The organism is Paenibacillus paridis (genome assembly GCF_006345825.1).
GTDB lineage: Bacteria > Bacillota > Bacilli > Paenibacillales > Paenibacillaceae > Pristimantibacillus > Pristimantibacillus paridis.
Genome location: NZ_VCIX01000091.1, coordinates 22,501 through 36,576, shown reverse-complemented (window position 1 = coordinate 36,576; position 14,076 = coordinate 22,501). Strand labels below are relative to the sequence as shown.

The 14,076-nt window shown below is 44.9% G+C and carries 12 protein-coding genes; 3 read left to right on the top strand and 9 right to left on the bottom strand.

The window, feature by feature from the left end:
- Positions 1–33 precede the first annotated feature (33 nt).
- The 3 genes from FJQ58_RS20290 to FJQ58_RS20280 form a co-directional block, all read right to left on the bottom strand.
- A complete protein-coding gene (locus FJQ58_RS20290; protein WP_139996599.1) occupies positions 34–1,359 on the bottom strand; it encodes an ABC transporter substrate-binding protein in 1,326 nt (441 codons plus the stop codon).
- Positions 1,360–1,511: 152 nt separating this feature from the next.
- Complete coding sequence (locus FJQ58_RS20285; RefSeq protein WP_162341643.1) at positions 1,512–3,086, bottom strand: response regulator transcription factor; 1,575 nt, start codon at positions 3,084–3,086, stop codon at positions 1,512–1,514.
- A complete protein-coding gene (locus tag FJQ58_RS20280; RefSeq protein WP_139996597.1) occupies positions 3,067–4,902 on the bottom strand; it encodes a cache domain-containing sensor histidine kinase in 1,836 nt (611 codons plus the stop codon). The genes FJQ58_RS20285 and FJQ58_RS20280 overlap by 20 nt, the downstream gene beginning before the upstream one ends.
- Positions 4,903–5,163: 261 nt before the next feature.
- Here FJQ58_RS20280 and FJQ58_RS20275 point away from each other — a divergent pair, with 261 nt between their 5' ends.
- Entirely contained in the window at positions 5,164–6,141 is a 978-nt protein-coding gene (locus FJQ58_RS20275; RefSeq protein WP_139996596.1) for a DUF4303 domain-containing protein, read from the top strand.
- 111 nt (positions 6,142–6,252) lie between these two features.
- Here the strand turns inward: FJQ58_RS20275 and FJQ58_RS20270 are convergent, their stop codons facing one another.
- Positions 6,253–7,098, bottom strand: coding sequence for a hypothetical protein (locus tag FJQ58_RS20270; RefSeq protein WP_139996595.1), 846 nt, complete (start codon positions 7,096–7,098; stop codon positions 6,253–6,255).
- The gene (locus FJQ58_RS20265) at positions 7,079–7,576 is read right to left on the bottom strand and encodes an RNA polymerase sigma factor (protein ID WP_139996594.1); all 498 of its coding nucleotides are present in this window, start codon (positions 7,574–7,576) and stop codon (positions 7,079–7,081) included. The genes FJQ58_RS20270 and FJQ58_RS20265 overlap by 20 nt, the downstream gene beginning before the upstream one ends.
- Before the next feature lie 224 nt (positions 7,577–7,800).
- Between FJQ58_RS20265 and FJQ58_RS20260 the strand changes: the two genes are divergently transcribed.
- Positions 7,801–9,534, top strand: a complete 1,734-nt coding sequence (locus FJQ58_RS20260; protein ID WP_162341641.1) for a sensor histidine kinase — start codon at positions 7,801–7,803, stop codon at positions 9,532–9,534.
- 79 nt (positions 9,535–9,613) lie between these two features.
- Here the strand turns inward: FJQ58_RS20260 and FJQ58_RS20255 are convergent, their stop codons facing one another.
- Positions 9,614–10,720 (bottom strand): response regulator, encoded by a 1,107-nt coding sequence (locus FJQ58_RS20255; RefSeq protein ID WP_238404253.1) that lies wholly within the window; start codon positions 10,718–10,720, stop codon positions 9,614–9,616.
- Positions 10,721–11,288: 568 nt separating this feature from the next.
- On the opposite strand from FJQ58_RS20255, the gene FJQ58_RS32405 reads away from it, so the two are divergent.
- Positions 11,289–11,426: a hypothetical protein gene (locus tag FJQ58_RS32405; RefSeq protein WP_162341639.1), complete on the top strand. Its 138-nt coding sequence runs from the start codon at positions 11,289–11,291 to the stop codon at positions 11,424–11,426.
- Positions 11,427–11,563: 137 nt separating this feature from the next.
- Here FJQ58_RS32405 and FJQ58_RS20250 read toward each other — a convergent pair whose 3' ends face one another.
- From FJQ58_RS20250 to FJQ58_RS20240, 3 genes are read right to left on the bottom strand one after another with little or no spacing between them, the layout of a single operon-like run.
- A complete protein-coding gene (locus FJQ58_RS20250) occupies positions 11,564–12,316 on the bottom strand; it encodes a glycerophosphodiester phosphodiesterase (RefSeq protein WP_139996591.1) in 753 nt (250 codons plus the stop codon).
- A complete protein-coding gene (locus tag FJQ58_RS20245; protein ID WP_139996590.1) occupies positions 12,316–13,143 on the bottom strand; it encodes a carbohydrate ABC transporter permease in 828 nt (275 codons plus the stop codon). The genes FJQ58_RS20250 and FJQ58_RS20245 overlap by 1 nt, the downstream gene beginning before the upstream one ends.
- On the bottom strand, positions 13,140–14,063 hold the full coding sequence (locus FJQ58_RS20240) for a carbohydrate ABC transporter permease (RefSeq protein ID WP_139996589.1): 924 nt from the start codon (positions 14,061–14,063) through the stop codon (positions 13,140–13,142). Before FJQ58_RS20240 ends, FJQ58_RS20245 begins: the two co-directional genes overlap by 4 nt.
- Positions 14,064–14,076: the final 13 nt, after the last annotated feature.

Genomic DNA, 14,076 nt, shown 5'->3' with positions numbered 1-14,076 from the left:
GCCTCCCGTCGGAGGAGGCCGCTTCTTGGCCGCCTATTTATTTTTTAGAAGCGAATCGCGTTTCTGATCGATTTTCTTCATAAATTCTTCCGCTGTCATTTTCCCGCTGGAAACTAGGGATTGCAGCGACATCATCTCGCTTGTCAGCTCCGCTGGATATACATTATCCGGCCAGAAAATCGTGCTAGGCTCATTGGCCATATCTTGCATCGTTTTCACTAGCGGCTCGGATACGTACTCGTTCACGTCAACATCGTTAACAACAGTGATGCGTGCTTCGCCCGATTTGATTTTGTTGATTTGTTCTTCTTTACTCATGAGGAATTTGACGAAATTAGCCGTTTCTTTCTTATGCTCTGAGTAGTTCGTTACCACAAACGCAGCGCCTACTCCGCCAGGGCCGCCATCGTGGATTTTGACATCCTCGCTGAAGTCCGGAATTTTCATGAAGCCGACCTTATCGCCCATCTCCTTGCTGAAGTTCAAGATATCCGCATTTGCTCCAACCGTCATGCCAAGCTGCTCTTGAATAAACAGTTGTCGAACCGAATCGTCGGCAATGACCAAATTTTTCTCGAACAGCTCGCGCCAGCCCTTCATGACATTCACCAGCTTAGGATCGGAGAAATTAGTTGTGCCTTTCACCAAGCTGTCTAGGCCAGGAATATCCACCGTTTGAGCAATCCAATAGTCCGGCACATGAAGGAAGCTGTCCTTGAACAAACCAAGTGGCGTAATATCCTTCGTCTTCACTTTTTCCAGCATGGCTACAAATTCCTGAAAATTTTTCGGGCGCTGGGCAATCGGATCAATGCCGGCATCTGCGAAAATTTTCTTGTTATACGCTAGAAGAAAAGTTCCATCTGTCCCAAATGGAACGCCATAGGCTTTGCCATCTGCCGTAAAGTCCTCCGTCGTTGCGCTCCATCCCACGATTCTGGATCTTTCTTCACCTGAAAAGTAACTATCCATCGGCTCTAAAAATTGCTTAAACCGAAGCATATAGGAACCTGACCAGAGTACCGTTAAATCAGGACCATTCTTGGCAATGCTTGCCGTTTGGAATTTAGCAAACAGCTCATCTCCGGAAGGTACGTCCTGCACATCAATCTTCACATTGGGATGAGCCTTCTCATAGCGGGCAACGGCCTGAGAAATATAGAAGTCTTCTTTTTTCTTCGCTTTGTTATTTTCATCAATGGTCGCAAACCCTGAATTCCAGAAAACAATATTGACCTTCTCTTGCCCCTCACTACCCGTAGAAGCGCTTTCATTTTCATTCTTAGTACATGCAGTGAGCGACATTGTAACCAGCATCATTAGAGCTATGCTTAAAACAGACCATCTTCTCATTTTCATGGAAACCTTCCTTCTTTCGTTAGTTGATGTCTTGCTTCCTAGTATAGAAGCTTTCCATAAGCAGATGAATCTCCTAAGCCAACCATTTGATTTATCACTTTATATCCGAAGAGGATGCCATTTATCATTTTTCAAGCCGCTGTTAACATTTTTTAATCCTTTTCTGTTTCAGCATAGTGTGAAGGAGCAATCCCCTTAATTTTCTTAAACATGCGGGTAAATGAGCTCAGGTTTAAATAGCCCAGCTTATCTGAGACCTCCGTTAAGGTCATCCCGCTGCGGATCATCGTTTCGGCTTGCTCCACCTTGGCAGTCAATACGGCGGTGCTGAACGAAATCCCTTTCTCCTCCTTGTAAATCCGGCTGAGATATACGGGGCTTACTCTCAGATGCATCGCGATGGCATTCAAGCTAATTTCATCAAAACGATGCTCCTGAATAAACCTCTCGGTGGCTTCAACAAACTTCTTTCTTTCATGGCCGTTCTTTTCTTTGAAAGCCGGTTCTTGCAACACATGAATGGCGTTGTATAGCAAATGTACAGCTTGGGTTAATGAAACGCAGTCCAGTAACTCCGATCTTTGGAAATAGGACTCCGATGGGCGTCGTCCCGACATTTCGCAAATTTGCTTCAGCTGAAATAAAATATCCTCCAGTACATTGTGCAGCAGGATTGGTTTTGGATACGGCGGGCCAATAACCTGCTTAAGATCTGCCAGCAGATCCCCTGCCTGCTCAAATTGAAAGCTGGACAGCTTGTTCATCATTGCTTTTTTCCAAATAAACACGGCATCGGAAAGCGTTGCTTCAGGCAGTACGCCATGAAAGAGATGGTCATTTTCACGGAAATATTTGAGGCTTAGCAGTTCGCTAGCTGAACGATCACACAAGGTCCACTCTCTCCAGTCCGTAAATCTGTTGCTCACCGCAATGGATAGCGAATGTCCAAGATACTGCGATACCGAGTCGATCAACAGCTTCGGATCGATATCCGAGCTGCTCGTGCTGCTTAGCAATACATGCCAGCGGTTATCTTTCATATTTTCCACGAACCCAATTAGCCTGCCGCGATAAAGCTCAACCGCCATATGGTCAATCGAATGGCCTATTTTAACGAGTTCTTGGGAAGTTAGTTTGGAATCCTCCTGAGCAGGGTCTAATGCCACCACCCATGCCTCATATTGTCCCTTTTGCAGAAAATATTTATACTCTCCCAGCTTCTCAGCAAACGCTTCTGTCTCCTCGCCGTTATATAAGCCGTGCAGCCAATCTCTTAAGATGCTGGCTTTACGAACGAATCTTGAACCCGCTTCCGGCGTCCCTTCTTCCTGAAAATGATGCTCCAGCAGCTTGGCTTTCATCTTGGCTGTCAGCTGCTTCAAAATGAGCTGAAGCTCTTCAATTTCCATCGTTGATTTAACGATGAAATCATGAACGCCCAGGCGCAGCGATTTGCGAACCGTTTCGAAATCTTGGTTGCAGGTCAAAATAACAAATTCCCCGTCCGGATTTAAGGGCTTTACCTTCTCAATAAAATCAAGCCCATTCATTCTGGGAAGCAAAATATCTACAAGTGCGATGTCCGGCAGAAACCTCTCGTATAACTCAACGGCTTCAACTCCGTCTCTGGCTTCGCAGACAACCTCCAGACCCATTTCAGACCAAGGAATTAATGATTTGATCCCCATTCTAACTAGCATATCGTCTTCAATAATCATCACTTTCATTCCGAATCCCTCCATTATGATCGATATAGGGAAAGGTAAGCGTTACGTTCGTCCCTTTACCCACTACACTGTGAATTTCGATGCCATACCTCTCGCCATACTCCAGTTGCAAGCGACGATGCACATTTTTAAGACCAATCCCCGAGGTTCGTTCCTCCTCGTCGTCCTCATTAGAATCGGTGATCAGCATACCGGCAATGGAGCCTTCTTCAATTCCGACTCCGTTATCTATAACCTCCACCCGTACCTGCTCCCCTTCCATCGCGCAAGCAATCGTCAGCTGTGGCGTAATTCCATCAAGATTAGTAAATCCATGCATGATTGCATTCTCGACAATCGGCTGCAGCGTCAGCTTCAATATTCTTGCGCCCTGCACCTCACGCGGCACATCCCATATCGTTTCAATTTTGATAAACATCCGTTTTTCTTGAAATGCAATATAGCTTCTGACATAATCCATTTCCTCACCGACCGTGCTCCATATGGTTCGTGATTTGCTTAGCGTGTAGTTCAGCATGCTGCTTAAATTAACAAGGGTCTGGGCAATCATCTTCTCGCCCTTCATTTCCGCCATCCAACGGATCGAGTTAATCGAATTGTGCAGGAAATGAGGCTTGATCTGGGACAGCAAGAGATTGAGCTCCAGGCTCGACTTTTCCCGTTCATCCGTTTTAATTCGCTCAATTTGTTCATTAATCCGGCTTAGCATTTGCTGAATGCCCGAGAATAAAATTTCAATTTCCTCCAAGCCTTTGTATTGGAAATTTCCAATGACATCCTGCCCCTGCCCAGCATCATTAAAACGTATTTTCCGAACCATCCTCGATAAATTCAGCACAGGTATCATTGCTTTTCTTGTGAATATATACAGAATCAGTGAAATCAAAAGAATGGACGACACGGTTACCGTGAGCGTATGGCTCCACAATTGCTTTGTAGGACTGGCCAATAGCTCTTCTGGCGTTAACGCAATTAAGTACCATCTTAAGAACGGAATGTTTTGGATGGAGCAAAAGTAGCTTTGGCCGTTCCACTGAATCAGAAAGCTTTCATATCCCCCACCGTCCACCTTCGCCTTCGATATCGCCTGTCTGGATAGCTCCTGCAGGTGGTCGTCATCATCTTCGCTAGAAATGAGCAATTCGCCGTCTTCCTGACTTATAAATGCAAGGGTTGAGCTATTCAGTTGAATTTTGCGCAGCAGCCGCTGAAATAAGCTCTCGTTGACCTCTACGTTTAAGAGGCCAAGCGCCGAATTGCCATGTACAATATTTTTAGTGAAATAAAATGCGTTCTGCCCTTCCGAGAGGTCGTGAAAATTGGGGCCCACATTGCGATACATGACGTTATTATCATAAGGTATCCTCTCGGAAGGCCAATTAAACTGCTGCACGACTTGCTTCAATCGCTCAACCTCGGTATCATGCAAAACGCTATTGCTAAATACATCTCCTTGATCGTTAATAATTTGTACGTATAAGGGCACCCTTAACCGATATGCAGCAGTAAATGACTTCAGGCGATCTCTGACCGCTTGTTCATTTATGGAAGCGTTATCATTTCGAATTAACAGCCTCTGTAATTCCTGATCCTGCGACAAGGTGCGAATATAATCCTCAATATGGTTCACATAAAAGTCCAAGCTGATGGAGAGCGACTCCATGTTGCTGGAAACCGATTTATCATATAGTGTCTCGACTTGCTGAACCGCTCCTTTGCCCAGCATGTAGCCTTGGATAAGAACGGGAACGATAATAATGCACATGAGCAGTAAAACAAGCGTAATCAAGTTCAGCCGGCGTTTTATCCGTATCATCTATAAACCCTTCCTTTCGACTTTATAATGATTCATACAATGAATATTGTTTATTTATTTATTTCTGCAGTCCTATTTAACTATTTCTTATCTTGTAGTGCTATTATATCCAGAATAATAATCAATACCACGATTAATTATTTTTTGCGCAAGCACAACGCACCTCCTCCGATTTTATAAAGACTGTAGTCCGAAGGGGAGGAATCGTTTAGCATACGTTGAATACTACTTAAGGTCCAAACCAGCAGGAGGCGAATCAAAATGAGTGCTTATGATGTACATATAGGCAAACTGATTAGCGGAAAAAGGCCATTAGAAGGCGGCGGAGGCTATCTGCTCTGCACCCCCGATAAGGACATCGTTGAGATAGATTCACGCAGCTCGGTTAACGGCATTTTTGTAAGTTCCAAAGATGTTGAGGATGCCTTATATGAGTTTTGCCAATCTGCTCTGGATGATTATATTGCGAGTGGGAACAACAAGGATGTCTACACTTTTTCTATTTATACAGACACATATCACGGCAGCTATCTCATCTATATCAATAATCTGGAATGCTTGAATCAAAGCGTGGAAGAAGCCTACGGCCACGACAACATGACACGCGAGCAGCTTCACCTGCAATTCAAATACGCAGAAGGCGACTACCCATTCATGTATGAATCTATGCCTGATCGGCTTCAGAAGTGGCTAAGCATGTACTCGTGCATCACTTTGGAGGAACCCGGTTATTTGACTATCGAACAAAATTACATATTCGAGAAAACGCTCGTTGACTCCCAGCTCTTCCTAATTGCCATCGATGTAATCCATCGCTTGAGGCATGACTTTGAGCGGCTCATTCGAACCGATCATTTCATCGCCTATGTGTCTGCTGCAGATGGCGTCGGAGGCGATTTTCTGACCACCAGTCAATTGCTTCGAAAATGCGTCAGTGAGGAGGAGTTGTACAAGGCGATGCCTGATGTCAAAGAGAAGGACGAGGCATTCCAAGCGGCCATATTTGCTGTAAAGCAGAAGCCGCTCCACGAGCAGGTTCTGCACTGGATTTCCGTCATTGAAAAGGGAGAATTCGGCAAAGGAAGCCCGTACAGCTTCTGGAAAACCGACTATGAAGCGTATGAACAGTTAATCGAACTCGGTGATCGGGCTATCCCTTACATCCAAGAGCAATGGAGCGGCGAGCTCAAACAGGAGACAAAGCTGATTCTAGAAATGGTGCTGCGCAAGGGTGGGTAAGAGAGCAACGCCCATGACACAAAAAACTGCAAGATCGCTGCCTTAGGAGGCTGTACGATCTTGCAGTTTTTCATATCATTCTTAGCAGCTATGCGCTCTGCGATAACGTTCTTATTTTTGCGGTGCAATATTATTGTAAATCCGCGTTGCATTCACTTTCCCTGTGCTTACATCTTCCGATGTGAAGCCGGACACGATATTGCCCACCTTAAATTCTTTGCCTAGCAGCTCTTCCGATGGCTCAGCAGCCGTCGGGCCTTGGATGCCGAGGCCGGTTTCTGGCGTTACGGTTACCCACAAGTCGCCAACCTTGAAGCTTTGCCCATTTTCGCTTACTTCCGTAATTTCGCCCTCAATATTAACTACTGCTTTGCCTGTAGTAGGCGGGTTCGCTGTATCGTCCTTCTGCGGAGCAATATTGTTGTAGATGACATCTGCCGCCACCTTGCCCGTGCTGATATCCTGGGAGGTGAAGCCCGACACGATGTTGCCCACTTTAAATTCTTTGCCCAGCAGCTCTTCCGATGGTTTCACTGCTGTAGGCTCCTTGCTGCCCAGCTCCGTTTTATCGGTTACCTCTACCCATAGGTCGCCAATCTTAAAGCTTTTTCCATCCTCGCTGACCTCGGAAATAACTCCGTCAATATTGACTGCTACTTTGCCCAATGTCGGAGGCTTCGTTGCAACTTCCGAAGGATTAGGGTTATTAATCGTGGGGGCTTGTTGATTCATTGCAAAGAGGCTCACCGATAATACCGCGCATGCTGCAATCCCGACAGTCCAACCCGTTAACGTTTTTCTTTTCGCTTTTTCCATTTTCAAACTCTCCTTTTGATTGATCTGATTGGTTTGTGATGTTTTTTCCATTTCTGAAATCACTTTTTGATAGGTTTCTTCTTTAAAATTCTCACTTGTTTTCACACGAGACATCGCGGATTTATAAACAGATTTCTTCATCCTCTAGGCCTCCAATCTTCTCTTTTAAGATAAGACGTCCTCGTGCAAGCCATGTCCCTACCGTTGCGGGCTTAGACTGCAAAATAACTGCAATCTCCTGAATCGAGTAGCCCTCATAATAGTGCAGATGAATTGGAATTCGATATTTCTTGTCCAAGGCCAATACGGCTTGTAAAACATCATTTTCTTCCTTCGGCAGGTAGCTTAGATCTTCGGGAACAGGGTTTCTGCTTTTGAACCATCCGGTCTTCAGCATATTTTTGCTTTTATTAATGGTTGTTCGAATCAACCATGCTTTTTCATGTTCACTATTTTCAAATACAGGGTGCTTCTGAAGGTAAGTAAGAAATACTTCCTGTGCCACTTCTTCTGCGTCAGCTATATTTTTCAAGTACGCAAAAGCAATTTTGATCATGCTTTGTGAATATAGATCCAAGGCCCGCCGTACAGATTCATTGAGCTCATATGAATTGTACACCTCAGCACCCCCTTTCACTTTTAATACAACTGAGAGCTCTATTATTTTTCATTGCCGCTCATTTTTTTTTTTAGCATTCGAATATATGTAATAAAATAACCGCTCGTTTGCCGCCTTCACCATTGTCAGCCGGATAAGAATGGAAACCATCATTGCCTTGCAATAAAGCTGCCTATATAATGGAGGTTACCCTGTTTTTAAGTCAAAAACTAAGGATCTCCTTCATGAGTGCCACAATAGAACTCCTCTTTATGACGGCTTCAGTCATTTTAATATGCATTATTTTCATCTCTGTCTATAGCTTCCGAAGAGAACGCGGAGTCGTCTATCTGCTTGGTGTAATTATATGTCGAATCGTTTACGCAAGCGGTGTCCTTCTGGAAAAAAGCAGCTATCTGCTAGTAGAAAAGCTTTTTTTCCGAAATATTCATCAGACCGCCCTTAATTTAATGGTTCCTCTCTTCTTTTTGTTTGTCCTTGAATTAATTGGTCCTCACAAGCGATTAAAAATGCCCTGGAAAATATCAATCCTGGCTGCGTTTGCTCTTTGGTCGCTGCAAATGTGGTTGGATCCCCATTTTCATATGATTTACCTCACGATTCAGCTCTATAACGGTCATTTAGTGACGACGAGGACGAGCTATTCCATTACATTTACCATGATCTGCTTTATCATAATCGCAGCAAGCTTGTACTTGTTGTTTCAATATATACGCAATATTCGAAGCGACCTGCGAAAACCGGGGCTTTGGGTTATATTTCTGGCCTCATTTTCGTTTGTGCTGGAGATTGTCAAATTCGCAAATCCCGCTTGGTCTCCCTGGTTGCTTCCATTGACGGTTTATTGCGGGTTTACAGGTACGCTTATGCTTTTGATTGTTTTAAGGTACAAGTTCTTTTCAATCGTTCCGTTTGCCCGAAATATTGTACTGGATACGCTTCAGGAAAGTATTTTGATTGCAAACTCTTCAGGTAAAGTAATTGATAGCAATCAACAGGCCTATTTATGGTTCGCCAAGATGGGACATTCATCGGTATCTGATCGAAATATCGAGCAGCTGCTAGCGGGTTGGCCCGATTGGTATAGGTTATGCAGGTCTATGCAGCAAGGCAGCGTAGAAATAGATGCCCTGCTGGAGGGTGAACGGAGAATTTATAGTGTCAATGTTTATCCGCTTCAGGTGCTGCGTAAGCAAGGGCAAGGCAGTATTTCGCTCATATTTGACATCACAGAGAAGCAGAGGCATTTGGAACAAATCGCAGAGCTCAATCAGCTGAAGGACCAGCTTATGACCATCGTATCGCATGATATTCGCAGTCCGCTGGCACTTCAATTCCAATTGATTGAATTGCTGGAAGAGGATCGAGATAGCTTCAACCCAGACCACCGGGAAATTATTGAGCTGCTGGGAGACCAGATTCGCAGCACGCTCGGGATGACATCCAATTTGTTGGAATGGTTCCGCAGCCAGAAAGAAGATATGTCCCTTCGTCCGCAGCTGCTAGAATTATATGAGGTTGTGGAGGAGTGCTGCCATGCCTTGCATATAACAAGCGAAGCCAAACAAATCATCGTGAATAATCATGTTGCATCTGGCATGCTTGTCTATACGGACCGGGAAGCGCTAGGATTAATTATGCGTAATTTGTTGTCCAATGCCATTAAGTTTACGGGGGTAGGCGGTTTAGTCCAAATTTCCTCTGCGCGGTTAGGGGATATGGTGAGTGTTACTGTCTGTGATAATGGTGTGGGAATGGTCGAGGAACAGATCGGCCAGCTATTTGCCGAGAAAGAACTGGGCTCGTTAGCCGGGACGCTCGGAGAGAAAGGGGCGGGGCTTGGACTACGCGTAAGCCAACAGTTCATACAGCGCAGCGGCGGGAGCTTATCCGTGGAGAGCAAGCCAGGAGAGGGAAGCTGGTTTCGGTTTACTCTAAAAGGGGATATGGAGCAATAAAATCGAAATGCCCAGCTTTAATCCCCTTATCCTTCTCTCATCCATTACTTGTAGATATCGGCTCGGCTTTTGGGTATCATCATTGATATTGTTCGTAAATCTCGCGAATCTCATCCGAAGGCCGTACGCCAAGCTCTTGCTGCAGCAATTGCGTATAGTGCTCATAGCAGCTGTAAAATGACTGCCGATCCCCCATAGCCCCGAGGATTTTTAGCAGCAGCAAATTGGAATCCTCCTCAAATTCGTTCCTTGAGACTATTCTTCTCGCGATTAGTGCCGCTTCTCTATATCGCTTCTCTGCTGCTAGCCAGCTTGCTAGCCGCTTGGCTAAGGAATCATACATAATGGCGAACCTCTCACGTTCCATGGCTACCCAATCGAAAGATTTATCCTCAAACAGTTCACCGGTATATTGTTCTTCCAACATGATAGCCGCCGCTGCATTTGTCTGGTTTATTTCCGTTATTGCCTTAACGCCTTGCTCGAATTGAATAAAATCAACATCTGCGAGATCCACGTTTACACGGTACTGGTCTTGCACTGAAAGGACCATCTCTTTCAACCCATTCGGTGAAAGCACTTTTCTGATCTGGTAAATGGCCGTATGAAGATAAGTCTCGGCATTCTTTAGCGGCATCTCCGGAAAAATATCCTCCAAGATACGGGTTCTAGTGGTTCCTCTGCCTTGGTTAACAAGCAAATAAGCAAATAGCTCCATGCTTTTTTTGGATATCCATTTTACCGTTTCACCTTGATTGTCACTGACCTCGAAGCAACCCAACCCCCGAACCAAGAGCGGCTTGATTGTGCTCTCTTTCCCATTGTTTAAGGAAACGTTATGTCTATTCGCCGCCTGTGCAATCGTCTGAGCCAAGCGTAATCTGGAAATCGGCTTGACCATATAATCGAGAGGATAAACATCGAAGGCTTGAATCGCAAACTCAGAGTGGGAAGTTGTAAATACGATATCCAAGGTACGATTAATTAAACGCAGGCTGCGGGCCAGCTCTAATCCATCATCCTCAGCAATTTTAATATCCAGAAAAGCCAGCTCTACCTTCTCCTGCTGAACAAAGTACAGCGCCTCTTTAGCGCTTTGAAAGCTTCCGACCAGCTCTACTCCTTCCATTTTGGAGAGCAGGCGCCTCATAGCAAGCAGCATAGCAGGCTCATCATCTACAAGCATAACTTTCACCGCTTTGTCCCCCTCTCGCGTTAAATTGCAATATAACCAAAATACGAATCATAGGCCCTAAAATGCTTTATCTTTAGTATACGAATACAAAAGGATAGGGCACAAGACTGTATGGATATCTCATTTATGATTGCGGCGACTGTTCCGTTAGCTTTTCATTGCGAATAGCCATGTATTTTATACTTTCTATCTAAGGATTTGGTTAAATCCCCTTATTTTAAATTTTAACAAATGACCATGAAAGACTACTGAAAGAAGAATTCCACACGGACCGACAATCAGTCTATGATAGTCCATAGCCCAGCGGCTCCAAATGAACCGGATATGGCTGGGTTTTGGAGAAATAGATCTAATTTTTAGATCTATCTTGGCGTAACAAGCCAAAATAGCTGAAATAGGTCTAAAATATAGATCTAATCTAGCTCAGAGGACCCAAATGGACCGGATATGGCTGGGTTTTGGAGAAATAGATCTAATTTTTAGATCTAACTTGGCGTAACAAGCCAAAATAGCTGAAATAGGTCTAAAAAATAGATTTAATCTAGCTCAGAGGAGTCAAATGGAACGGATATGGCTGGGTTTTGGAGAAATAGATAAGTTGAACGAAAGCGAGAGGATCGTACTGGAGAAACGAATTGTTCTTCTTAGAAGCCATAGAATGATCTACTCGCGCAGCGACCAAAACGAGAAGCTTTAGCTTATATAGATAGCAAATGAAAGTCTCTCTTTGCCTTTTTCGACAGCAAAAAACCCCTTTGGGAGTCGGTGAACCTTCATCAATAGAATGAACGGTTCAACCACTGTACACCCTGAGGGGTTTTGCCAAAATAAAATTTACTCTTGCGAGATATAGTCGGGATAATCGGTTATAACGCCATCGACGCCAAGGGCGAGAATGGAAGGAACCACGCTGCGCGAACGGACCGTCCAAGGAAATATTTTCATGCCTCGAGAGTGAATATGAGCAACACCTTCAGCCGTCACCAGCTCAAGAGCGGGATTAACGTATGCTGCGTAATCAGCCAACTCTGCCAGCTTATCTTCAGCCAATAAAGCAGCATCCTCCACCAATACACCAATAGGTACCTCAGGCATCGTGGCATGGAACCGTTTCAGAGAGTCCTGATCAAAGGACTGAACGATCACCCGCTCCGCCGGCAGATGCATTTGATAGGCTGCAAGCTCGTCGGCAAGCTTTTGTTCAAGGCCAGGGTACAGATGCGGCCACTTCGTTTCAATCAGTATGCCAATTCGTCCGCGGCATAGTGCCAACACTTCGCCGAGCGTAGGAATTTGCTGCCCTTTGAACTCTTCATGGAACCAAGAGCCAGCATCCAAACCGCGAAGCTCCTCCAAGGTGAGGTCCTTTACAGCGGCTGAGCCGTTTGTCGTCCTGTCCACCGTGCTATCGTGAATAACGACCAGCTCGTTGTCCTTGCTTAATTGAATATCGAGCTCCACGTAGTCCGCATTCATTTGAATGGCACGCTCGAATGCGGCCATCGTATTTTCTGGCGCATACCCAGCCGTTCCGCGATGGGCTACAACCTGCACGCGGTCTACTTGGGTACCGTTCGTTATGGCCATTATTTGATCGCTCCTTCGGTAAGTCCTCCAATAATATGCTTTTGCGTAAAGCCATAAAGAATAATAATAGGCAGCATGGAAATAAAGAAGCCGGCAAATGCTAGGTTGTAATTAGACGCATATTCGCTTTTGAAATTATATATGAATAGCGGCAGCGTCCAGAAGTCAGGATGGCGATTAAGAATAATGAGCGGTAGCTGGAAGTCATTCCAGATCCACAGGGAGTTCAAAATGAGAACAGTTGCAATGATCGGCATCATTAACGGATAGATAATGCTAATGAATGTGCGCCATACGCCGCTTCCATCGATGTTCGACGCTTCATCCAGCTCAAGGGGCACGTTTTTGAGAAAGCCTACGCATAAGAAAATCCCTTGGGCGAAGGACAGCGTCACATACATAATAATCAATCCGGTTTGGTTTAACATTTTTAGGTTGCTCATATGCCGATAAATAGGGAGCATAATCGCCTGAAACGGTACGAAAATACCGGACATGACCAATAGATACAAAAGCTTATAATACCGTTTATTCATATTCCGCGAAATTGCATAAGAAACCATCGGAATGAGCAGCAGCATGAGCAAAATCGAAATGGCCGTTACGTACACCGAGTTGGTTACAAAGGTGTAGAAGTTAGCCTTATTAATGACTTCAATAAAGTTACCAAAATACAAGCGAGTAGGCAATGCAAAAAAGCTTTCTGCCGTCTCTTGCGGCGTTTTCATCGCAATGGTTAACGTAAGATACAGAGGGGCAAGAACAAATAGCAGGCCTATGAATAGAAAGGTATAGCTGCCGATTTGGACAAGCTTGTTACTCCTCATAGCTGTCCTGCCTCCTTCCGATTTAAAATTTTAATTTGGATGAAGGAGATAATCGCAATCATCACGAACACATAGATCGCCTCGGCGGTCCCGTAGCCAAACTTCATTTCCGCCATGCCGTGCTTATAAATCAAGAAGCCCATCGATTCCGTCGCAAATGCAGGTCCGCCATCTGTCATCGCTACGATATAATCGAATACAGTAAGCGTGCCTTTGATCGCCATGACCAAGTTAACGGTAAGCATTGGAATGAGGAAAGGCATTGTCACGGAGAAAAAGCGCTGCAGCGGCGTTGCGCCATCGATCAAAGATGCTTCTTTCAGATCCTTTGGAACGCTTGCCAAACCTGCGATAAAAATAACCATTGGCGTTGCAATGCCGTGCCAAATATTCGTAAGGGCAATGCCGTAAATCGCCGTTGATTTGTTGCCAAGGATGTTTCTCGACAGCCAATCTATCCCCAATGCTTGTCCAATGGCCGGGAATACCGAATAAAATATCTGGTTAAAAATGAGGCCGACCGTAATCATGCTCAGAACCGCCGGAAAGAAATAAACGGAACGGAAAAAACCGCGCAGCTTCAGCTTTCCGCTTAGGAATATCGCCAGTACTAAAGCGATGAACAGCTTCAATACGACAACGATAACCGCGTATAAAAAAGTAAATCGAACCGAATGAAGAAAACGGTTATCCTGCAAAATATCGATATAGTTTTTGAAACCGACGAAACGGTAGCTCAGTGAAAAGCCATCCCAGTCCGTCATGCTGTAATAAGCGCCCATCCCCAGCGGCAACAGAAAGAAAACGATATATAACAACAGCGTAGGCACCGTCAGCAGGAAGAAAATAAGCGCGGCTTTATTGCCGGCGAATGACTTCTTCTTCTGAACAGAACCTCCTGTTTTATTTGCATAGTCCATGGCCCATCTCCAC

Excerpts from the sequence above, each read along its gene's own strand:
- FJQ58_RS20280 (WP_139996597.1), bottom strand. The coding sequence starts at position 4,902 with ATGATACGGATAAAACGCCGGCTGAACTTGATTACGCTTGTTTTACTG.
- FJQ58_RS20255 (WP_238404253.1), bottom strand. The coding sequence starts at position 10,720 with ATGCTTGTAGATGATGAGCCTGCTATGCTGCTTGCTATGAGGCGCCTG.
- FJQ58_RS20260 (WP_162341641.1), top strand. The coding sequence starts at position 7,801 with ATGAGTGCCACAATAGAACTCCTCTTTATGACGGCTTCAGTCATTTTA.
- FJQ58_RS20240 (WP_139996589.1), bottom strand. The coding sequence starts at position 14,063 with ATGGACTATGCAAATAAAACAGGAGGTTCTGTTCAGAAGAAGAAGTCA.
- FJQ58_RS20245 (WP_139996590.1), bottom strand. The coding sequence starts at position 13,143 with ATGAGGAGTAACAAGCTTGTCCAAATCGGCAGCTATACCTTTCTATTC.
- FJQ58_RS20285 (WP_162341643.1), bottom strand. The coding sequence starts at position 3,086 with ATGAAAGTGATGATTATTGAAGACGATATGCTAGTTAGAATGGGGATC.
- FJQ58_RS20250 (WP_139996591.1), bottom strand. The coding sequence starts at position 12,316 with ATGGCCATAACGAACGGTACCCAAGTAGACCGCGTGCAGGTTGTAGCC.
- FJQ58_RS32405 (WP_162341639.1), top strand. The coding sequence starts at position 11,289 with ATGGAACGGATATGGCTGGGTTTTGGAGAAATAGATAAGTTGAACGAA.
- FJQ58_RS20290 (WP_139996599.1), bottom strand. The coding sequence starts at position 1,359 with ATGAAAATGAGAAGATGGTCTGTTTTAAGCATAGCTCTAATGATGCTG.
- FJQ58_RS20270 (WP_139996595.1), bottom strand. The coding sequence starts at position 7,098 with ATGAAGAAATCTGTTTATAAATCCGCGATGTCTCGTGTGAAAACAAGT.
- FJQ58_RS20275 (WP_139996596.1), top strand. The coding sequence starts at position 5,164 with ATGAGTGCTTATGATGTACATATAGGCAAACTGATTAGCGGAAAAAGG.